13 protein-coding genes and 1 pseudogene are annotated in these 17,551 nt (G+C 58.7%); 6 read left to right on the forward strand and 8 right to left on the reverse strand.

Going from position 1 to position 17,551, the window contains the following annotated elements:
• Positions 1-85 precede the first annotated feature (85 nt).
• Entirely contained in the window at positions 86-304 is a 219-nt protein-coding gene (locus F6S08_RS31250) for a hypothetical protein (protein WP_248748490.1), read from the forward strand.
• Between the two features lie 125 nt (positions 305-429).
• Here the strand turns inward: F6S08_RS31250 and F6S08_RS31255 are convergent, their stop codons facing one another.
• From F6S08_RS31255 to F6S08_RS31270, 5 genes are all read right to left on the reverse strand, one after another.
• Positions 430-1,191, reverse strand: coding sequence for a hypothetical protein (locus F6S08_RS31255; RefSeq protein WP_248748489.1), 762 nt, complete (start codon positions 1,189-1,191; stop codon positions 430-432).
• Between the two features lie 670 nt (positions 1,192-1,861).
• Positions 1,862-2,983, reverse strand: coding sequence for a TniQ family protein (locus F6S08_RS31655; RefSeq protein ID WP_409999782.1), 1,122 nt, complete (start codon positions 2,981-2,983; stop codon positions 1,862-1,864).
• Positions 2,941-3,831, reverse strand: a complete 891-nt coding sequence (locus F6S08_RS31260; RefSeq protein WP_248748488.1) for a TniB family NTP-binding protein — start codon at positions 3,829-3,831, stop codon at positions 2,941-2,943. Before F6S08_RS31260 ends, F6S08_RS31655 begins: the two co-directional genes overlap by 43 nt.
• On the reverse strand, positions 3,828-5,756 hold the full coding sequence (locus F6S08_RS31265) for a helix-turn-helix domain-containing protein (RefSeq protein WP_248748487.1): 1,929 nt from the start codon (positions 5,754-5,756) through the stop codon (positions 3,828-3,830). The genes F6S08_RS31260 and F6S08_RS31265 overlap by 4 nt, the downstream gene beginning before the upstream one ends.
• On the reverse strand, positions 5,743-6,297 hold the full coding sequence (locus F6S08_RS31270) for a TnsA endonuclease N-terminal domain-containing protein (protein ID WP_315872754.1): 555 nt from the start codon (positions 6,295-6,297) through the stop codon (positions 5,743-5,745). The genes F6S08_RS31265 and F6S08_RS31270 overlap by 14 nt, the downstream gene beginning before the upstream one ends.
• A 255-nt stretch (positions 6,298-6,552) precedes the next feature.
• Between F6S08_RS31270 and F6S08_RS31275 the strand changes: the two are divergent.
• A pseudogene (locus tag F6S08_RS31275) lies at positions 6,553-7,206 on the forward strand (ATP-binding protein); the annotation flags it as partial.
• Between the two features lie 60 nt (positions 7,207-7,266).
• Here F6S08_RS31275 and F6S08_RS31280 read toward each other — a convergent pair.
• Both F6S08_RS31280 and F6S08_RS31285 read right to left on the reverse strand, forming a co-directional pair.
• Complete coding sequence (locus F6S08_RS31280; protein ID WP_315872751.1) at positions 7,267-9,243, reverse strand: methyl-accepting chemotaxis protein; 1,977 nt, start codon at positions 9,241-9,243, stop codon at positions 7,267-7,269.
• 177 nt (positions 9,244-9,420) lie between these two features.
• Entirely contained in the window at positions 9,421-10,341 is a 921-nt protein-coding gene (locus tag F6S08_RS31285) for a LysR substrate-binding domain-containing protein (RefSeq protein ID WP_065926692.1), read from the reverse strand.
• 152 nt (positions 10,342-10,493) lie between these two features.
• On the opposite strand from F6S08_RS31285, the gene F6S08_RS31290 reads away from it, so the two are divergent.
• Entirely contained in the window at positions 10,494-11,906 is a 1,413-nt protein-coding gene (locus F6S08_RS31290; RefSeq protein WP_065926693.1) for a NorM family multidrug efflux MATE transporter, read from the forward strand.
• Here the strand turns inward: F6S08_RS31290 and F6S08_RS31295 are convergent.
• Positions 11,903-13,576 carry a putative bifunctional diguanylate cyclase/phosphodiesterase gene (locus F6S08_RS31295; protein ID WP_065926694.1) on the reverse strand — a complete coding sequence of 558 codons (1,674 nt, stop codon included), beginning with the start codon at positions 13,574-13,576 and terminating at the stop codon, positions 11,903-11,905. The genes F6S08_RS31290 and F6S08_RS31295 overlap by 4 nt on opposite strands.
• A gap of 255 nt (positions 13,577-13,831) precedes the next feature.
• Between F6S08_RS31295 and rep the strand changes: the two genes are divergently transcribed.
• The 3 genes from rep to F6S08_RS31310 all read left to right on the forward strand — a co-directional run.
• On the forward strand, positions 13,832-15,841 hold the full coding sequence (gene rep, locus F6S08_RS31300; RefSeq protein ID WP_027608306.1) for a DNA helicase Rep: 2,010 nt from the start codon (positions 13,832-13,834) through the stop codon (positions 15,839-15,841).
• Between the two features lie 58 nt (positions 15,842-15,899).
• Positions 15,900-16,472, forward strand: coding sequence for a xanthine phosphoribosyltransferase (locus F6S08_RS31305; RefSeq protein ID WP_065948742.1), 573 nt, complete (start codon positions 15,900-15,902; stop codon positions 16,470-16,472).
• Between the two features lie 127 nt (positions 16,473-16,599).
• The coding region (locus tag F6S08_RS31310) for an integrase core domain-containing protein (protein WP_409999783.1) at positions 16,600-17,551 on the forward strand (952 nt) is incomplete at its 3' end.

Consider the following 17,551-nt stretch of genomic DNA (forward strand, 5'->3'; position numbering starts at 1 on the left):
GCTCTACCGACTCCCTAGAGAAGCGCCCCGCTGTAGCCGGCGAGATGAACTAGGCTTCCAGAAGCTCTTTCCAAGGACGACCATCATGACTGACTACTCAGATTGCAAGATCGCCACGGCTGATGCTCTGACACTGCTCCTGCACAACCAGCACGCCCTAGGCGCGGCGATCGAAGAAATCACCAAGTGGCTTTCTGAGAATGATGTAGAGAGTGTTGCAGCCAATGCAGTGGGAGCTATGGAAACCCTGGATGTAAATTCAAAAGCGATTGCGGACGCGATCATGCAACTACGGCAGTGCTAGATAACTACCCCGGACTCTGGAGTCATAGATGACTTACCGCGACGGGACACTCTCCGCAGGCCGCGGCCGCGCTGCATGATGGTCAGGTAGAATACAGAGAGATGGCTAAGTCCATGGATTACCCTTTAATCGACGATGGGTCGCTCATAGGTGCCCGCTGATGGCACCCACAGCACCCCTTGTGGGCATTCAATGTTGAATCCTGCAGTCCCTTGATAGGTTGCCGGAACATAAACCAGTGCCTTGCGACTGATCCTGCCGATACCATGAAAATAGGCCAAGGCCTTAGCAATCCATCGAGACTCAAAATCACTTGTCTCGTCACGTTGTGGCAGCAACTCGACAAGCTCTCGCTCGCGTTTCGCTAGCTTCTGCTGTCTTGCCCAATTCGCATCCGGACGAGAGTTCAGTCCCGCGCTGTAAACCCTGTTCAAGTACCCGATGAACCCGGTGACACTTGCCACCGCCCCCGGCGACTTACGCCAATAACTATCGAGCGCTTTCTGGTCAACCATGGCGCCGGCCTTCAGCCGCGAGTGTCCCAGCAAATCAGAGGCAGATCGTAAAGCGAGCCTGGTTGATCTTAGGCTAATGTCACCGGCCGCCAAGCGGCTTTGCAGCATGCGGTAATAACCGACAATCAATTGCTCGGGCCAGAGTTCTCGGGGTTGCTCCATGATGCCCTGCACACGTCGCTGCTCAGAATCTGTTTCGCGGGCCAGCGCGCACATCATTAAACCGTCGAGCTCGCTCAGCCAACGCATGGGAACGCGTGCACGGCGCAATCCTTCAGCCGAGAAATGCCGCAGCAATTCAACGTACGGAGGCACATCCTGCCAGACGTTTTCGAGTTCTTTGAAGAACTTGTAATAAGTGTTGATCTTCAAGGCTCCCGCCTTGGGACCAAGCTCAAGCAAAGCCCAACTTCCGAATCGCTGAAACCGCTGCGCCATGGATTGAACGCTCAATCCGGCAACGTTAATTGCCAAGCGCTTGTGGAAGGTTCTCTCCCAATAGCATTGCTCACATTCTTCGCCACGCCCGGCTGGTGTACTGACACGACAAGTCACACACGCATGCACACCTGCTGTGATGCAGACCTTGCAGCGCCGGCGACCATCAGATCCCGCAATCAGTACGCGATGTCGCCGGCAGTCAGGACATGTCTCGGCAGCAGGACCACTGCATTTTGGGCAGAGCAATTTGCCAGTCAGCGTATTCCTCGCTACTCGCTGTGAATGCGTCCCGCAGGATTCGCAGATTGCCGACTCACGAAAGTGCACCGCGCAAGGCTTGCACACAGCCCCATATGGGGTAATTCGCCCGACTTTGAAATCGACCTTGTTGCATCGGGCACATGGCCCACTCCTCAAACAGGCGCTGCAGCGAGCGGCCTTATCAAATGTCGGAAGCCTGGAGAAATTGCCGCAGCCAGGACAGAGTCGACGCTTGAACAGCCGTGGATAGCAGTTCCCGCAATAGCGCTTTTCTTGGTAAATCCTTTTGGGCTGCTCAATGGCACGGCCACAGCCGTCGCATTCACAGCGATCCAAATGCTCAACAGATGCCACGTCGTCTGACCTTTCGTTTCAGTCGCAACCACATACGCAGCGTCTGCGCGGGGCTACTGGTAAGTTCACGGCCAACACCACTCATCAAATGATGTCCAGGCGACCGCAGTGCTGCGACCAAATCCAGCAGAACTGGGGGCGCACTACTGGGGGAGAAATGCAGAGTCGAGGCTGGAAGTGATTCATGTCGTGCTGCTTCGATAAACGTTCGTGGCCCGGCTGACATTATCACCCACACGATGCTGAGCAGCACAGAGCGTTCAGCGGGAGAAAGGTATTCAAAGGGTAAACCCAATGGGATCGGTTGAAGGGACTCAAGCGGTATGCCCAGTGATTGAAAGAAACGTCCGGCAGCAGCGCTATGGCGACGTATTGCTACCTGGGCAAAACTCACCATGGTTCGAGCGATAGCTAACCAATCGCGTAAATCGAGAGACGATATTCCGTAAAGGGGGCGCAGGCCAATGCTTTCGTCTACGTACCTCTGAAAAGCCAGCGCAGCTTCTGCAGCAGGGCTCCGAGCTCCACCGCTTAACGCAGCACCGCACCTATGGCAGTCGCTGAACATGGCACCGGCTCTTAGTTGCTCCGGCTGCAGAGGAGCCAGACAACGTCCACACCGATCAACAAGCTCTACTCCATGGATAGGGCAGCAGGTATGCCAGGCCAAGCGCGATTGAATGCAGTACCGCGAGTTGTATTGCGCAATGCAATCTGGGCAGCATTGCAGCCCCCCACTATGATACCCCCCTCTGCAGCCCAGCACTGTTAGCCATGGCCAATTCCCACGCGGCAGTCTGTCCGGACGATGCACAATCGAAGACATCGCATGCCCAAGGGTAGCGAACTGCAGACTCGCGCAAGGTACACCCGACAGCCGGCTCAGAACCGCAAGCCTATTCTCTGCCACAGTTCGACCCAGGTCACTTGCCCAAGCTCTAAAGCCAGGCCATGCGATTGCGGTCAACGCTGCTGGGGAGCAGCCGTGAGCAAGTGCCATCCTGACAATCCACGAAGTCAGAAGCTCGTCGGCGAGCAGCGGTTTACTGAGAGGCCAGATCGAGTTTACAGGGCCTGCTCCCGGATGCCACGAGTAGGACGTAACCATGACATGCTCTCGATAAGTTCTATCTCAATGCACTCCTTACCAGAAGCTATGGCCTGCTTCGTACACTCCATCAGAAGGCGGTGCACATTCCCGAGATTTCCGCCGGAAATGGCGTGTATACGCCGAGCTTTGTCTGGATGTGCCAACCCAGAGGGCTTCTTCAGCGGCAGTACCGACTCAAACCCTTTGAGTATGCGCTGGAATTCGGGATCAAGCTTCCACTGATCGAGTTTGATGACATCGAAGCGACTGGCATGTTGTGGGTCATGATGAAGGATACGAACGGCATCCGTTGTTCCGACGCCAATGATCGGTATTACCAGTTCATTGCAGAGCGACTTCAAGGCGTTCATCACCTCACGTTGCTTGATCGCAGAGCCCGTCAGCAACGAATGAAACTCATCAATGATCAGCATTCTGACCCTGAGCTCACGGAAAGAATGGATCACTTGGTAACGCAATGCCAACTTGGTATCCGTGATTCTGTAAGGCATCCATAGCTGCTCCAACAAAGCCACATACAGCGCCTTCTCGTCAGCAGCCGAAGGTGCCTCCGCAAGAATCAACGGGCGGACCGGGTCATCATTTTCGTCGACGTACCCTTCACCATGCGTTTTCTGGAAGCGCCGAATGATGGTCGTCTTGCCGTTGTTGGAATCGCCCACAATCAGCAGATTAGGCATTCGCGCTCGCTTGGGCATGACGATCAGGTCATTAAGCGTATCCAGGATCGTACGAGCCGATGCATACCCGATCCAGCGCTCCTCTCCCATGAAAAGGATCCGTTCCCGGTCACTCAGCTGCAACACCGGTCGAAAATCAGAATGGATGTGTTCGTATGTGCTCATTCGACTTCACCTGTCGATTCGACCTCCGAAAGCATAAGTAGGTCAGAATCCTCCTGAATGGGCTCCAGTACCAGCTTCGCAACGGGCTTGCTCGGTTGGGCCGGCGTACCCTTCCTGCTGTGGGTACGACTCTTCTGAGCGTCTTTGCGGGCTTTCTTGCTGTTCGCGGACGCCTCTTGGACAAGCTTTCGGTTTTCGACGGCGTACTCGGCGATCAACGCATCGTCTATGTTCTCGCGCCCTTCGCTGACAGCTTTGTCCTTGGCAGCGTGATACTCCCAGAGGGTTACCGCAGGAAATGCCTGGTATGAGGCCGGCACTCGAAAGTATTGCTTCAGAACAGGGTCGTAGAACCAAATGACGCTTACATCCCTAGGATCCCGCCTGAAGAGCAGTTTGAGAGCCTTTCCGGTCGCGGGATCCTTTTGATTGATCCAATGACGCAGCGCCTCGGAGTAGTAGAACAGATCCCACTGCACACCATACGTCTGCACTGTCCTGCGAACAGATGGGAGGAAGTCCAGCTGTACCGCCAAAGGATCCGTCGGTCGCGCCGGCACGCTGATCAGGGGATCTACCTCCCGATTGCCGAAGAATGCCAACTGCCACTTGCGAGCTGGGCTCATGTGGAGCTTTTTATGGTAGGTCTGGTGGTACTTCAGAATTGACCGAACCAGCCATACCTCGAATTCCGCCATTGTGAGAACGGCTTTAGCATCCGAGTCATAGCCCTCACGCTCCTGAGGGTTACTGAAGGTGGTTCCCGGTAGCTCGTGCACCATTCTCATGAAGGTACCAAGCACCCGCTCAATTCGACCACCGTACTTTGGAACCTTGGATGGTCGGAAGACGCTGTCTATCCCGTAGTTCTTGCAAGAATCTACGATGTTCTGCGCCCTGAAGTCTGCACCGTTATCAGTGTGAATCGTGCGCGGAAAGCCCCATACCGGCCACTCTCCACGGATGTCGTGGGCAGCCAGCCAGGCTTCCTTGGGCAAAATCGAATGTGCGATGCACATCGCCACAGATGTCTCGGAAGGCGACTCGAACGCCAAGTAGTAGCCAACGATCATGCAGGAGTAGATGTCGATGGCAAGGGTGAGCCATGGCCGACCAATTGGCTTGCGATGGCGCTCGTCCACCACAATGAGATTGACCGGGGTATGGTCGATCTGCACAACGGCTAGGGGATAGCCTTCGTCTGGAAACTGACCGACTGAAGGTGTGTGTCTATTGTTCGCCTGCTCGGCATATCCGCGCCGGCGAAGCTTCACCACCTCGGGAATCTGTCGGATCCGGGCCCTGATGGCGGATGCACCCGGAGGCTGAATGTCTAGCACTCGCGCTCTACGTTCGACTTCCGAAATGGTGGACTGAACCGTGTACCTTTGCTCAGTCAGGTAGTAATCAGCCAGCACCTCTTGTACGAGCTTTTCTCCTTCAACAGAAAGACGCGTACTGCCCTCACGCCATCCTCGTTTGCGCGGTACGAGAGCCAAGACCTCATTCCATCGATTGTAGCGATCTAGCCAACGATAAAGGGTTGCCGGGCTGATTCCTGTCGCCTTCGCACGCGCCGCAACGGTTTCTTTGGATAAGACCGTGTTGCCTAGCAACGGCAGAATTGCGGAGTAACGCTTTTGCGCAATAGCCCAGGCATCTGAGCTGATGCTGCTGATATCGTGGTTAACGTATAGGCCGTCCAGTTTTTCCGCATCCACAGCCCTAAGGTCCAGAATCTGTAGAGCCGTACTGCGACCGGTCTCGACCTCCGTCGCGATCACCGTTTGCAGATCCAAGATCTGAACAATCCGGTAGACCTGCCTGTCTCGCCGCACCATCGCGCCGACCTCAATGGCAACGCGAGACCGAACGGGCTCAAACGGGACCAGATGCTCGCTGGTGTCGTCTTCATACAGTTTCATGATCAGGCACCCAGAGTTCGAGGTCATGATTCAGCGGTTCAGTAATGTCGCAGTCAACCTGACGCGTGGCGATCAGGTGCCACAGTAGCGATACGCCCCGATCGCGGAAAATACCGTTGAAATGCCGTGCCAGGAGGTAGTGCACCGGAGCAACTTCCATCTCGTGCAGCGTATTCAGCACTGTATCGATGTCACTTTGTTCAAAGATCATTCGCTCAAAGCGCTCGAGGAACACAATGTTTTCGAGCGGAAGGCCACGAATCCGCGACTCGTCATAAATGCGGAACTGCCACCCCTGGCTACGAGCCAACCGGCGTGCTTCCTTCCACTTGCCTGACCAGGCTCGCCAGTTCTCTACCCATTGTTCCCTCGGTTTTACCTCCACAAGCAGCGGCCGTAGCACGCCAAAGTAAGGCAAGTTCTGCTGGTGGTAAAAAACAAGATAATCAGGCGTGTAGATCTGCGGGCGTCCTAGGGAGTCGGAGAAAGGAACCTCGACCGGTTGGGAGATAACCGACTCAACCTGGTGAGAGAAGCGCATACGCTTCAGAAAGTCTCTTTCCAATGACGACTCAAAAGCGACCCCACCTAGCCCTTTGAAAGCCATCACTCCTGAAATGCTGCGGCGAGTCGGCTTGATCTTCCGAACCGGCTTAATCTGGTCGCATCTATTTCCGATCATTTTCTATCTGGTCTCATTTATTACCGACAAGCTTCTCAGTAATTTCAGAAGGTTTTGATGGCCAATAGCGGCCTCTAGCGTAGCTACTTATCATGTATTTCGAAAGCCTACAGCGGCTCGAAACCACAGCCTGGGGAAATCACCCTGGCTCACCATGGCGTGCTGTTCCTGGATGAGCTGCCGGAGTTTGATCGCAAGGTGCTGGAGGTTTTGCGCGAACCGCTGGAGTCGGGGCATATCGTGATTTCCCGCGCCCGCGACCGCGTAAGTTTCCCGGCACGCTTTCAACTGGTGGCGGCGATGAACCCCTGCCCTTGCGGCTATATGGGCGAACCCAGCGGGCGCTGTCGTTGTACGCCGGAGCAGATTCAGCGGTATCGCAACAAGCTCTCGGGGCCGCTGCTGGACCGGATTGACTTGCACCTGACCGTGGCGAGGGAAACGACGGCACTGAACCCGATCCAACAGGCGGGCGAGGATACCGCCCATGCCTCAGCGCGGGTCGCCCAGGCTCGCGAGCATCAGCAAAAGCGCCAGGGCTGTGCGAATGCCTTTCTTGATCTGCCGGGGCTGCGCGAGCACTGCAAGCTCACGAAGGTGGATGAAAACTGGCTGGAAACGGCCTGTGAACGACTGACCCTATCGCTGCGCGCGGCCCATCGACTGCTCAAGGTGGCGCGCACCCTGGCGGATCTGGATCAGGTAGAGACCATCACCCGCGACCACCTGAAAGAGGCCCTGCAATACCGCCCGGCGGCGATCACTTAAGCTTGGCGCAGCGCCAAATGTGGAAGGGGGCAAGCCTCCCACATCTTGGAAAACGGTGGCTCAGAGAAAGCGATCCACCTCATGGCGCAGGCTCGCCGCCAACGTCTCCAGTTCCTTGGCGGTAATCGCCAGGTTGGACACCACTTCACGTTGCTCGCTGTTGGCCAGCGCAATGCTCTGCAAGTTGCTGCTGAGCAAGGTCGCGGTGCTGCTCTGCTCTTGGGTGGCGGTGGTGATCGCGGCGAATTGCTGGCCGGCCGAGCGGCTCTGCTCATCAATGCGCGCCAGGGCCGAGGCTACGTCGGCGTTGCGCGACAAGCCTTCCTGCATCAGCGTGTTGCCGTGTTCCATAGTGTTGATGGCGTTACCGGTTTCCCGCTGGATGCTCTGGATCATCCCGGAAATTTCATCGGTGGCTTCGCGGGTGCGCGATGCCAGGTTGCGTACTTCATCAGCCACCACGGCAAACCCACGGCCCTGTTCACCGGCGCGTGCAGCCTCGATGGCCGCGTTGAGCGCCAACAGGTTGGTCTGTTCGGCGATGGACGTGATCACACCGACGATGCCGCCGATTTCCTGGGAGCGCTGGCCCAGGGTATTGATCACTGTGGCCGTGCTGTTCAGCGCGGTCGCGATATGTTCCAGCGACGACGACGCCTCCTGCATCGAATTGCGACCAATGCGGGTTTGCTGGGCATTTTCTTGGGCCAGGCGCTCGGTGTTGCCCATGTTGTCGGCAATGTTCAGCGAGGTGGCACTGAACTCTTCCACCGCGCCGGCCATGCTGGTGATTTCGCCGGACTGCTGCTCCATGCCGTCATAGGCCCCACCGGACAGACCGGACAACGCCTGGGCCCGACTATTGACCTCCTCGGCCGCCTTGCGGATATGGGAAACCATCGTCGACAGCGCTTCACCCATCTGATTGAAGCTGCGCGCCAGTTGGCCGATTTCGTCATGGCTGGATACGTTGAGGCGTGCGCTCAAGTCGCCCGCACCCAAGGCTTCGGCCTGGTGTACCAAGTCACTCAGCGGTTGCAGCTTGCTGCGCAGCAGCCAGACCGTGGCGCCCACCGCCAGCAACATCGCCAGCACGCTGCCGATCACCAGGCGAATCCCCACGGCCCAGGTCACCGCGCGGATTTCAGCTTTCGGCATGCTCGCGACCACGGCCCACGGGCCGCCTTCGAACGGTACCGAAACGCTATAGAAATCTTCGTTCTTGTCGCTCCAGAAGCGACCTTTGCCCGGGGTCTTGGCCAGGTCCAGCATCACCGGCACCGATTGATCCAACGCCTGCACGCCGGCGGGTGCCACTAGCCAGTGCTTTTGCTCATCCAGCAGTGCAAGGGAGCCGGTCTGGCCAATTCGGAAGCGCTTGAGGTTTTCGAATTGGGCATTCTGCGCATCGGTGTAGTCAAAACCGATGAACAGCACGGCGATAACCTTACCGCCGCTGTCACGCACCGGGCTGTACTGGGTCATGTAGGAACGATCGAACAACACCGCCCTGCCGATGTAGGTCTGCCCACCCACAACGCGCTGGTAGGCCGGGCCCTGACGGTCGAGGACGGTGCCGATGGCGCGGTTGCCATCCTGCTTGGTCAGGGACGTGCTGATACGGATGAAGTCGTCGCCACTGCGCACAAATACGGTGGCCACGCCGCCAGACATTTGCTTGAACTCGTCCACCTCATCAAAGTTGTTGTTCAACACCTCGTTGCCCAGGTACAGGCTGGGCGTCTGAACACCGGCCACGCTCACGGGTTGGTCCACATGCACGCTCAACCCGGCACCGAAACGTTTTTCAAACAGCCCGCTCAAACGCTGGGTGCTCTCGCGCAACGTGCTGTGGAAGGTATTGAGTTGGTCGGCAAGCAAGCGCGCCTCGCTGGCCAGGTGCTCCTCGCGGGTATCGAGGTTGGCGGAATCGAGGGAACGCAAGGCGAAAACAGTACTGCCGCTGATGACGACAGCCAAAATCACGGCTAACGCGAGACCTAACTGGGAGGCAATCCGGGCGCGAGGTTGAGACATGACAGCTCCTGGCCGAGGCCAGGATCATCCTGATCTCATAGCGCTGCTCGGCAAATTATCTGGTGGGAAACGTTGGTGCACGATGGTTCCAACACACCTACTTCGGCGGCGTTTTGCAATACTTGAGCGAAGCGCAGGGGTATCACGCAAACGGTTGCGTCGCTGAGTCAAAACCCCTCAATTGAGCCGTTCGACGTCGGGTAAAACCATGGCCTGCACCTCGCTCTGGAGGAAATCCGCCAGACGCCGCAAGCGCTCACCCCCTGGACGGGTTTTCGGCCACACCAAATAGTAATTTTCCCCACTCGCTACCGCAGTCGGCCACGGCAAGCTCAAGCGTCCCTGCGCCACATCCTCGGCCACCATCAGCAGGTCGCCCATCGACACGCCATAACCGCGGGCGGCGGCGATCATGCCCAGCTCCAAGGTATCGAACACCTGCCCGCCTTTGAGCGACACCTGGGACGATAGCCCCATGCGCTCCAGCCAATTGCGCCAGTCTCGGCGGTCGGGTGTGGGGTGCAGTAACTCGGCGCCGGCCAGGCGAGTCACGTCCCAAGGACCGTCGTTCAACAGGTTCGGTGCACCCACCGGTATCAACAGCTCGGGGAACAGATAGCTGGCTTCCCAATCCGCTGGAAAATGCCCGTAGCTCAATAACACCGCGCAATCGAACGGCTCCTGGTTGAAGTCCACCTCGTCCACGCTCATCCAGGCGCTGGTCAGTTGCACCTCATTGCCCGGCTGCAGCGCCCGGAAGCGGCTGAGTCGCGCCAGCAGCCAGCGCATGGTCAATGTGGAGGGGGCCTTCATGCGCAGGATGTCATCTTCGGCATTCAAGGTATGGCAGGCGCGCTCCAGCGCCGCGAACCCTTCGCGCACACCGGGCAACAACAGACGCGCCGCTTCAGTGAGCTGCAAGGTGCGGCCATTGCGCTGGAACAGCCGGCAGGCGAAATGCTCTTCAAGCGTGCGGATATGTCGGCTCACCGCACTTTGGGTGATCGACAACTCCTCGGCCGCGCGGGTGAAAGAGCTGTGTCGGGAGGCCGCTTCAAACGCGCGCAAGGCATAAAGAGGAGGAAGACGACGAGACATGAGGAAAGCTCCGACAGCGCAATACTGAAACCCTACCAGAATCAATCAAGCATGAGTTTTAATCATGCAAACGATCGCATTTATCCCTTTGTGCAATGGGCTGAGAGCGCCGAGAATCAGCCCTTCCCCAACCCTCTGACTTTTTGAGCGTGATGATCATGCAGCATCCGGCACGTACCGAACTCTGGGCCATTCTGCGGCTGTCAGGGCCGTTGATTGCCTCACAGTTGGCGCACATGCTGATGGTGTTGACCGACACCCTGATGATGGCGCGCCTGAGCCCCGAAGCCCTGGCCGGTGGCGGCCTGGGTGCCGCAAGCTATTCGTTCGTCGCGATTTTCTGTATCGGCGTGATTGCCGCCGTGGGCACCTTGGTTGCGATCCGCCACGGCGCGGGCGATATCGAAGGTGCCACCCGCCTGACCCAGGCCGGGCTGTGGCTGGCCTGGCTGATGGCCCTGGCGGCGGCCCTGCTGCTGTGGAACCTCAAGCCGGTGCTGCTGATGTTCGGCCAGACCGAGACCAACGTACATTCGGCCGGGCAATTTCTGACCATGCTGCCGTTTGCCCTGCCCGGCTACCTGAGCTTCATGGCCCTGCGCGGCTTTACCAGCGCCATCGGCAAAGCCACTCCGGTGATGGTGATCAGCCTCGGCGGTACAGTGGTCAACTACCTGCTCAACCACGCACTGATCGAAGGCATGTTCGGCCTGCCCAAGCTCGGCTTGATGGGCATCGGCCTGGTCACGGCGATTGTCGCCAACAGCATGGCGCTGGCGTTGATGTGGTACATCCGCAGCAACCGGGCCTATGCCGCCTACCCGCTGAGTACAGGGCTGCTGCACCTCAACACCCAATATCTGCGCGAGTTGTGGCGCCTGGGCCTGCCGATCGGCGGCACCTATGCGGTGGAGGTCGGGCTGTTTGCCTTTGCAGCCCTGTGCATGGGCACCATGGGCAGCACGCAGTTGGCAGCGCACCAGATCGCCCTGCAAATCGTATCGGTGGCCTTTATGGTGCCGGCGGGGATGTCCTACGCGGTGACCATGCGCATCGGCCAGCATTATGGCGCCGGACAGTTGGTGCACGCACGCATGGCCGGGCGTGTCGGCATAGGCTTTGGCGCGGCGATAATGCTGGGATTCGCGGCGGTGCTGTGGCTGTTTTCCGAGCCGCTCATAGGACTGCTGATCGACCACGACAACCCGGCGTTCCACGACGTGATCGTCCTGGCCGTGAGCCTGCTGGCCGTCGCCGCGTGGTTCGAGCTGTTCGACGGCGTGCAAACCATCGCCATGGGTTGCATTCGCGGGCTCAAGGACGCCAAGACCACGTTCCTGATCGGTGCGGGCTGCTACTGGTTGATTGGCGCACCCTCGGCCTGGCTGATGGCTTTCACGTTGGGCTGGGGGCCAACCGGCGTGTGGTGGGGCCTGGCACTGGGACTGGCCTGCGCCGCGATAAGCCTGACCTGGGCGTTTGAAGCGAAGATGAAGCGGATGATTCGCCGGGAAGGCCCGGCGCCCGAAGCCGACACCGGCTTTCAGGCGGTACAGGCCGACTAGAGACCCTCGCTCACGCGGGTGTGCTTGCCGTCGCCGAAGGTCAGGTATTCCACCAGCTCCGGCAACGGCAGCGGCTTGCTGATCAGGTAACCCTGGGCCTGGTCGCAGCCGAACAGCCGCAATAGCGCCAGTTGCTCGGGGGTTTCCACACCTTCGGCCACCACTTCCAGATTGAGGTTGTGCGCCAGGTTGATCATCGCGTGCACCAGTTTGCGGTTCTCTTCGCGCTCCTCCATGCCGCCGACAAAGCTTTTGTCGATCTTCAACAAGGCAATCGGCAGGCTGTTGAGGTGCACAAACGACGAGAAACCGGTACCGAAGTCATCCAGGGAAAACCGCACACCCAGGCGACCAAGGGCGTCCATGGTCTGCTTGACCAGGTCACTGCGGCGCATCACGGCGGTTTCGGTCAGTTCGAACTCCAACCATTGCGCTTCCACGCCGCGCTCGCTGATCAGCCGGCTCAGTGTAGAAAGCAGCTGGCTGTCCTGGAACTGGCGAAACGACAGGTTGACCGCCATATGCAGCGGCGGCAGGCCGCGTTCGCGCAGGTCTTGCATGTCACGCAGGGCCCGGGAAATCACCCAGTAACCCAACGGTACAATCAGGCCGCTCTGTTCGGCCAGGGGCACGAATTCACTCGGCGGCAACAGGCCGCGCTCGCCGTGGCGCCAGCGCACCAGGGCTTCCAGGCCGACGATATGCCCGTCGTCGAGGTCGAGGCGCGGCTGGTAATGCAGCTCCAGCTCATCACGGCGCAAGGCACGGCGCAGCTCGCTTTCCAGGTCGGCCAGGCTGCGCGCGTTGCGGTTGATGCGTTCGTTGAAGATATGAAAGGTACAGCCCTGGGTGCTCTTGGCTTGCTGCATGGCGATATGGGCGTGCCACATCAGCGGGTCGGCGCCGGCACGGGCGCGGGCATGGGCCACGCCCAGGCTGCAGCCGATCAGCAGGCTTTCGCCATCCACCCAATACGGCTCGGCCATGGCTTCGGTGATGCGCTCGGCCATCCACTCCGCACGCTGGGGCGCGCGGCGCGTATCGATCAGCAGGGCGAATTCGTCGCTGCCCAGGCGCGCCAGTTGATCGCCGGCTTCCAGCTGGCTCTTGAGCCGCGAGACCACTTGCAGGATCAGGCGGTCGCCGGCCTGGTGGCCGAGGGCATCGTTGGCATGGCGGAAATTATCGAGGTCCAGGTGACCGAGGGCCAGGCCGCGACCTTCGTTCTCGGCCAACCGTGCGGCCAGCAGGGTCTGGAAGCCCTGGCGGTTGGCGATGCCGGTGAGCGGGTCCTGCTCGGCCAGGCGTTGCAGGGTGTTTTCCAGCACCCCCCGCTCACGCACATGGCGCAGGCAACGACGCAACGTGTCGGCGTCCAGCGCATTGCGGATCAGCCAGTCACTGACGCCCAGTGGCGGAACCAGCGGCTCCTGCTCCAACAACAACACGCACGGCAAGCTGCAACGGCCAGGGCCGGGTTGCAGGCTGGGCATGGTCAACAGCACTGCGCTGTCGTCGTCATCGAACAGACGACTCACCGAGTCCCAGTTTGGCGCGCTGATCAGCACAGCCCCATCGCCCATCGGCGCCAGGCACTCGCGCAACAACGCTGCCCACTCAGGCGTATCGGCCAGTAGCAGCAAACGCAAGGGTTCGACAGGCGTAGACAAGCTAGCTCCCTAGACTCTGCAAAAATTCGTTGGCGGCGGGCATTATGACGTGCGGCCTGATAATCACCAATGATCGTGGTTATCAAATACGCAGGCTGTAAGCAATTGTCTTAAAAACCCAGACATCCTGCGGCAAAGTAGCAAAACCGGCAAATTTAGATCGAGTGGTACGTCACACCGTCGATCCAGGGCAGCAGAATCTTGCCAGCCTGTTAAAATGCCCGCCCTTTTGAACAACGACTCCCTGAATTCCGTATGTCCCGACTCAATCCCCGGCAGCAAGAAGCCGTGAACTACGTCGGCGGCCCTCTATTGGTGCTCGCCGGCGCAGGCTCCGGCAAGACCAGTGTGATCACCCGCAAGATCGCGCACCTGATCCAGAACTGTGGCATCCGCGCCCAATACATCGTCGCCATGACCTTTACCAACAAGGCCGCGCGGGAAATGAAAGAGCGTGTCGGCACCCTGCTCAAGGGTGGCGAAGGCCGTGGTCTCACGGTATGTACCTTCCACAACCTGGGCCTGAACATCATCCGCAAGGAGCATGTGCGGCTGGGCTACAAGCCGGGCTTCTCGATCTTCGACGAGACCGACGTCAAGGCCCTGATGACCGACATCATGCAGAAGGAATACGCAGGCGACGACGGCGTCGACGAGATCAAGAACATGATCGGCGCCTGGAAAAACGACCTGATCCTGCCGCCTGAAGCCCTGGAAAACGCGCGCAACCCCAAGGAACAGACCGCCGCCATCGTCTACACCCACTACCAGCGCACGCTCAAGGCGTTCAACGCGGTGGACTTCGACGACCTGATCCTGCTGCCGGTGAAGCTGTTCCAGGAACACGCCGACATCCTCGAAAAGTGGCAGAACAAGGTGCGCTACCTGCTGGTGGACGAATACCAGGACACCAACGCCAGCCAATACCTGCTGGTGAAGTTGCTGATCGGTACGCGCAACCAGTTCACCGTGGTGGGCGACGACGACCAGTCGATCTACGCCTGGCGCGGCGCCCGCCCGGAAAACCTGATGCTGCTCAAGGACGACTACCCGTCCCTGAAAGTGGTGATGCTGGAGCAGAACTACCGCTCCACCAGCCGCATCCTGCGTTGCGCCAACGTGCTGATCTCGAACAACCCCCACGAGTTTGAAAAACAACTGTGGAGCGAGATGGGCCACGGCGATGAGATCCGCGTGATCCGCTGCCGCAACGAAGACGCCGAAGCCGAGCGCGTGGCGGTGGAAATCCTCAGCCTGCACCTGCGCACCGACCGCCCCTACAGCGACTTCGCGATCCTGTATCGCGGCAACTACCAGGCCAAGCTGATCGAGCTGAAATTGCAGCACCACCAGGTCCCGTATCGGCTGTCAGGCGGCAACAGCTTTTTCGGACGCCAGGAAGTGAAGGACCTGATGGCCTACTTCCGCCTGATCGTGAACCCGGACGACGACAACGCCTTCCTGCGCGTGATCAACGTGCCGCGCCGCGAGATTGGTTCCACCACCCTGGAAAAGCTCGGCAACTACGCCACCGAACGCAAGATCTCGATGTACGCCGCCACCGATGAAATCGGCCTGGGCGAACACCTGGACACGCGCTTCACCGATCGCCTGTCGCGCTTCAAGCGCTTCATGGACAAGGTACGTGAGCAGTGCGCCGGCGAAGACCCGATCAGCGCCCTGCGCAGCATGGTCATGGACATCGACTATGAAAACTGGCTGCGCACCAACAGTTCCAGCGACAAGGCCGCGGATTACCGCATGGGCAACGTCTGGTTCCTGATCGAAGCGTTGAAGAACACCCTGGAAAAAGACGAAGACGGCGAAATGACTGTCGAGGACGCCATCGGCAAGCTGGTGCTGCGCGACATGCTCGAGCGTCAGCAGGAAGAGGAAGACGGCGCCGAAGGTGTACAGATGATGACCTTGCATGCGTCCAAGGGCCTGGAATTTCCCTACGTGTTCATCATGGGCATGGAAGAGGAAATCCTCCCGCACCGCTCCAGCATCGAAGCCGACACTATTGAGGAAGAACGGCGCCTGGCCTACGTGGGCATTACCCGCGCACGTCAGACACTGGCCTTCACCTTTGCCGCCAAGCGCAAGCAATACGGCGAAATCATCGATTGTGCCCCCAGCCGTTTCCTGGACGAGCTGCCGCCGGATGACCTGGCCTGGGAAGGCAATGACGACACCCCGACCGAGGTGAAGGCCGTTCGCGGCAACACCGCCCTGGCGGATATACGCGCGATGTTAAAGCGCTAGAATCGACTACTTTTCAATCTACTTTCGGCGCACAACCCGCCATTAGAGGAAGCTTTCCGTGGAAGCACTGCACAAGAAAATTCGCGAAGAAGGCATCGTGCTTTCCGATCAGGTACTCAAGGTCGACGCCTTTCTGAATCACCAGATCGACCCGGCGCTGATGAAACTGATCGGCGACGAATTCGCCGCGCGGTTCAAGGACTCGGGCGTCACCAAGATCGTCACCATTGAAGCGTCGGGCATCGCACCGGCGATCATGACGGGCCTGAACCTGGGCGTGCCGGTGATTTTCGCCCGCAAGCAGCAGTCCCTGACCCTGACCGAAAACCTGCTGTCGGCGACGGTGTATTCCTTCACCAAGAAAGTCGAAAGCACCGTGGCGATCTCGCCGCGCCACCTGACCAGCAGCGACCGCGTACTGGTGATCGATGACTTCCTGGCCAACGGCAAGGCATCCCAAGCGCTGATTTCGATCATCAAGCAGGCCGGTGCGACCGTTGCCGGCTTGGGGATTGTGATCGAGAAGTCGTTCCAGGGTGGCCGTGCGGAGTTGGATGCGCAGGGTTATCGGGTTGAGTCGCTGGCGCGGGTGAAGTCGCTGGAAGGTGGCGTCGTCACCTTCATCGAATAATCGTTGCCTGCACGCGGTTAAACAGGTGGGAGGGGGCTTGCCCCGGTACAAACCGGGGACATCGTTTACATTTCTAACCGGGGACATGGTTTACAGGCTAATACGCATGATCAGGAGGTAACTGATCATGCCCTGGAACCAAGAGTCCCCCATGAATCAAAGAATCAAGCTGGTAGCTGATTGGCTTTCTGGCAACTTCACCAAAAGCCAGTTGGCACGCCGCTTTGACGTTAGCCGACCTACCGTCGATAAGTGGATTGCCCGGCACGACGGCGATTTGAGGTCTTTATCCGAACTGTCCCGGCGACCTCACAACAGCCCAAATAAAACCGACGACGAGATTTTGGCCCGTGTAGTCGCGATGAAGGAGGCTCACGATAAATGGGGGCCGAAAAAGCTTCTCGAGCTATTACGGCTGGAAGATCCCTCCGTCACCTGGCCCTCTCCAAGTACGGCCGGTCAATGGCTTGACCGACTTGGGCTCGTCAAAAAGCGGCGCTTCAAACGCCGACACAGCATTTCCCACGCACAAATGCGAAAGGCCGACGAACCTAACAAGACGTGGTGTGCTGACTACAAAGGGCAGTTCAAGATGCTTAATGCTCAGATGTGCTTCCCTTTGACCGTCACAGACCATGCGTCGCGGCTGATTTTAGCGTGCAGGGCCCATCCCAAGATCATGACYCAGCCTGTAAAACAGGCCTTTGAGAGGCTTTTTCAGGAGTACGGCATGCCGGAAGTTATCCGTTCGGACAACGGGGTACCGTTCGCCTCTCCTGGCCTGGAAAGAATATCCACACTGGCAGTTTGGTGGATTCGGCTGGGTATTTATCCCGAGCGAACCATGCCGGGAAGACCCGCCCAGAATGGTCGCCATGAACGAATGCACCGTAGCTTGAAACTTGAGTTGCCCTTAGGGAAAAACTTAGTCGAGCAGCAGCTTTTGCTGGAGCATTTCAGGCATGAGTTTAATTACGTACGCCCTCACGAAGCGCTCGGCATGAAACGTCCGGGAGACTTGTATGTGCCGTCCACCCGAATTTATCCTGGATGCTTGCCCGATGTGGAATATCCGGCAG

The organism is Pseudomonas sp. JV449 (assembly GCF_032424295.1).
GTDB classification, from domain to species: domain Bacteria; phylum Pseudomonadota; class Gammaproteobacteria; order Pseudomonadales; family Pseudomonadaceae; genus Aquipseudomonas; species Aquipseudomonas marginalis.

Bases quoted from the DNA above. Each gene is read 5' to 3' on its own strand.
- F6S08_RS31250 (WP_248748490.1), top strand. From the start codon at position 86: ATGACTGACTACTCAGATTGCAAGATCGCCACGGCTGATGCTCTGACA.
- F6S08_RS31655 (WP_409999782.1), bottom strand. From the start codon at position 2,983: ATGGTTACGTCCTACTCGTGGCATCCGGGAGCAGGCCCTGTAAACTCG.
- F6S08_RS31260 (WP_248748488.1), bottom strand. From the start codon at position 3,831: ATGAGCACATACGAACACATCCATTCTGATTTTCGACCGGTGTTGCAG.
- F6S08_RS31265 (WP_248748487.1), bottom strand. From the start codon at position 5,756: ATGAAACTGTATGAAGACGACACCAGCGAGCATCTGGTCCCGTTTGAG.
- F6S08_RS31270 (WP_315872754.1), bottom strand. From the start codon at position 6,297: ATGCGCTTCTCTCACCAGGTTGAGTCGGTTATCTCCCAACCGGTCGAG.
- F6S08_RS31280 (WP_315872751.1), bottom strand. From the start codon at position 9,243: ATGTCTCAACCTCGCGCCCGGATTGCCTCCCAGTTAGGTCTCGCGTTA.
- F6S08_RS31285 (WP_065926692.1), bottom strand. From the start codon at position 10,341: ATGTCTCGTCGTCTTCCTCCTCTTTATGCCTTGCGCGCGTTTGAAGCG.
- F6S08_RS31290 (WP_065926693.1), top strand. From the start codon at position 10,494: ATGATCATGCAGCATCCGGCACGTACCGAACTCTGGGCCATTCTGCGG.
- rep (WP_027608306.1), top strand. From the start codon at position 13,832: ATGTCCCGACTCAATCCCCGGCAGCAAGAAGCCGTGAACTACGTCGGC.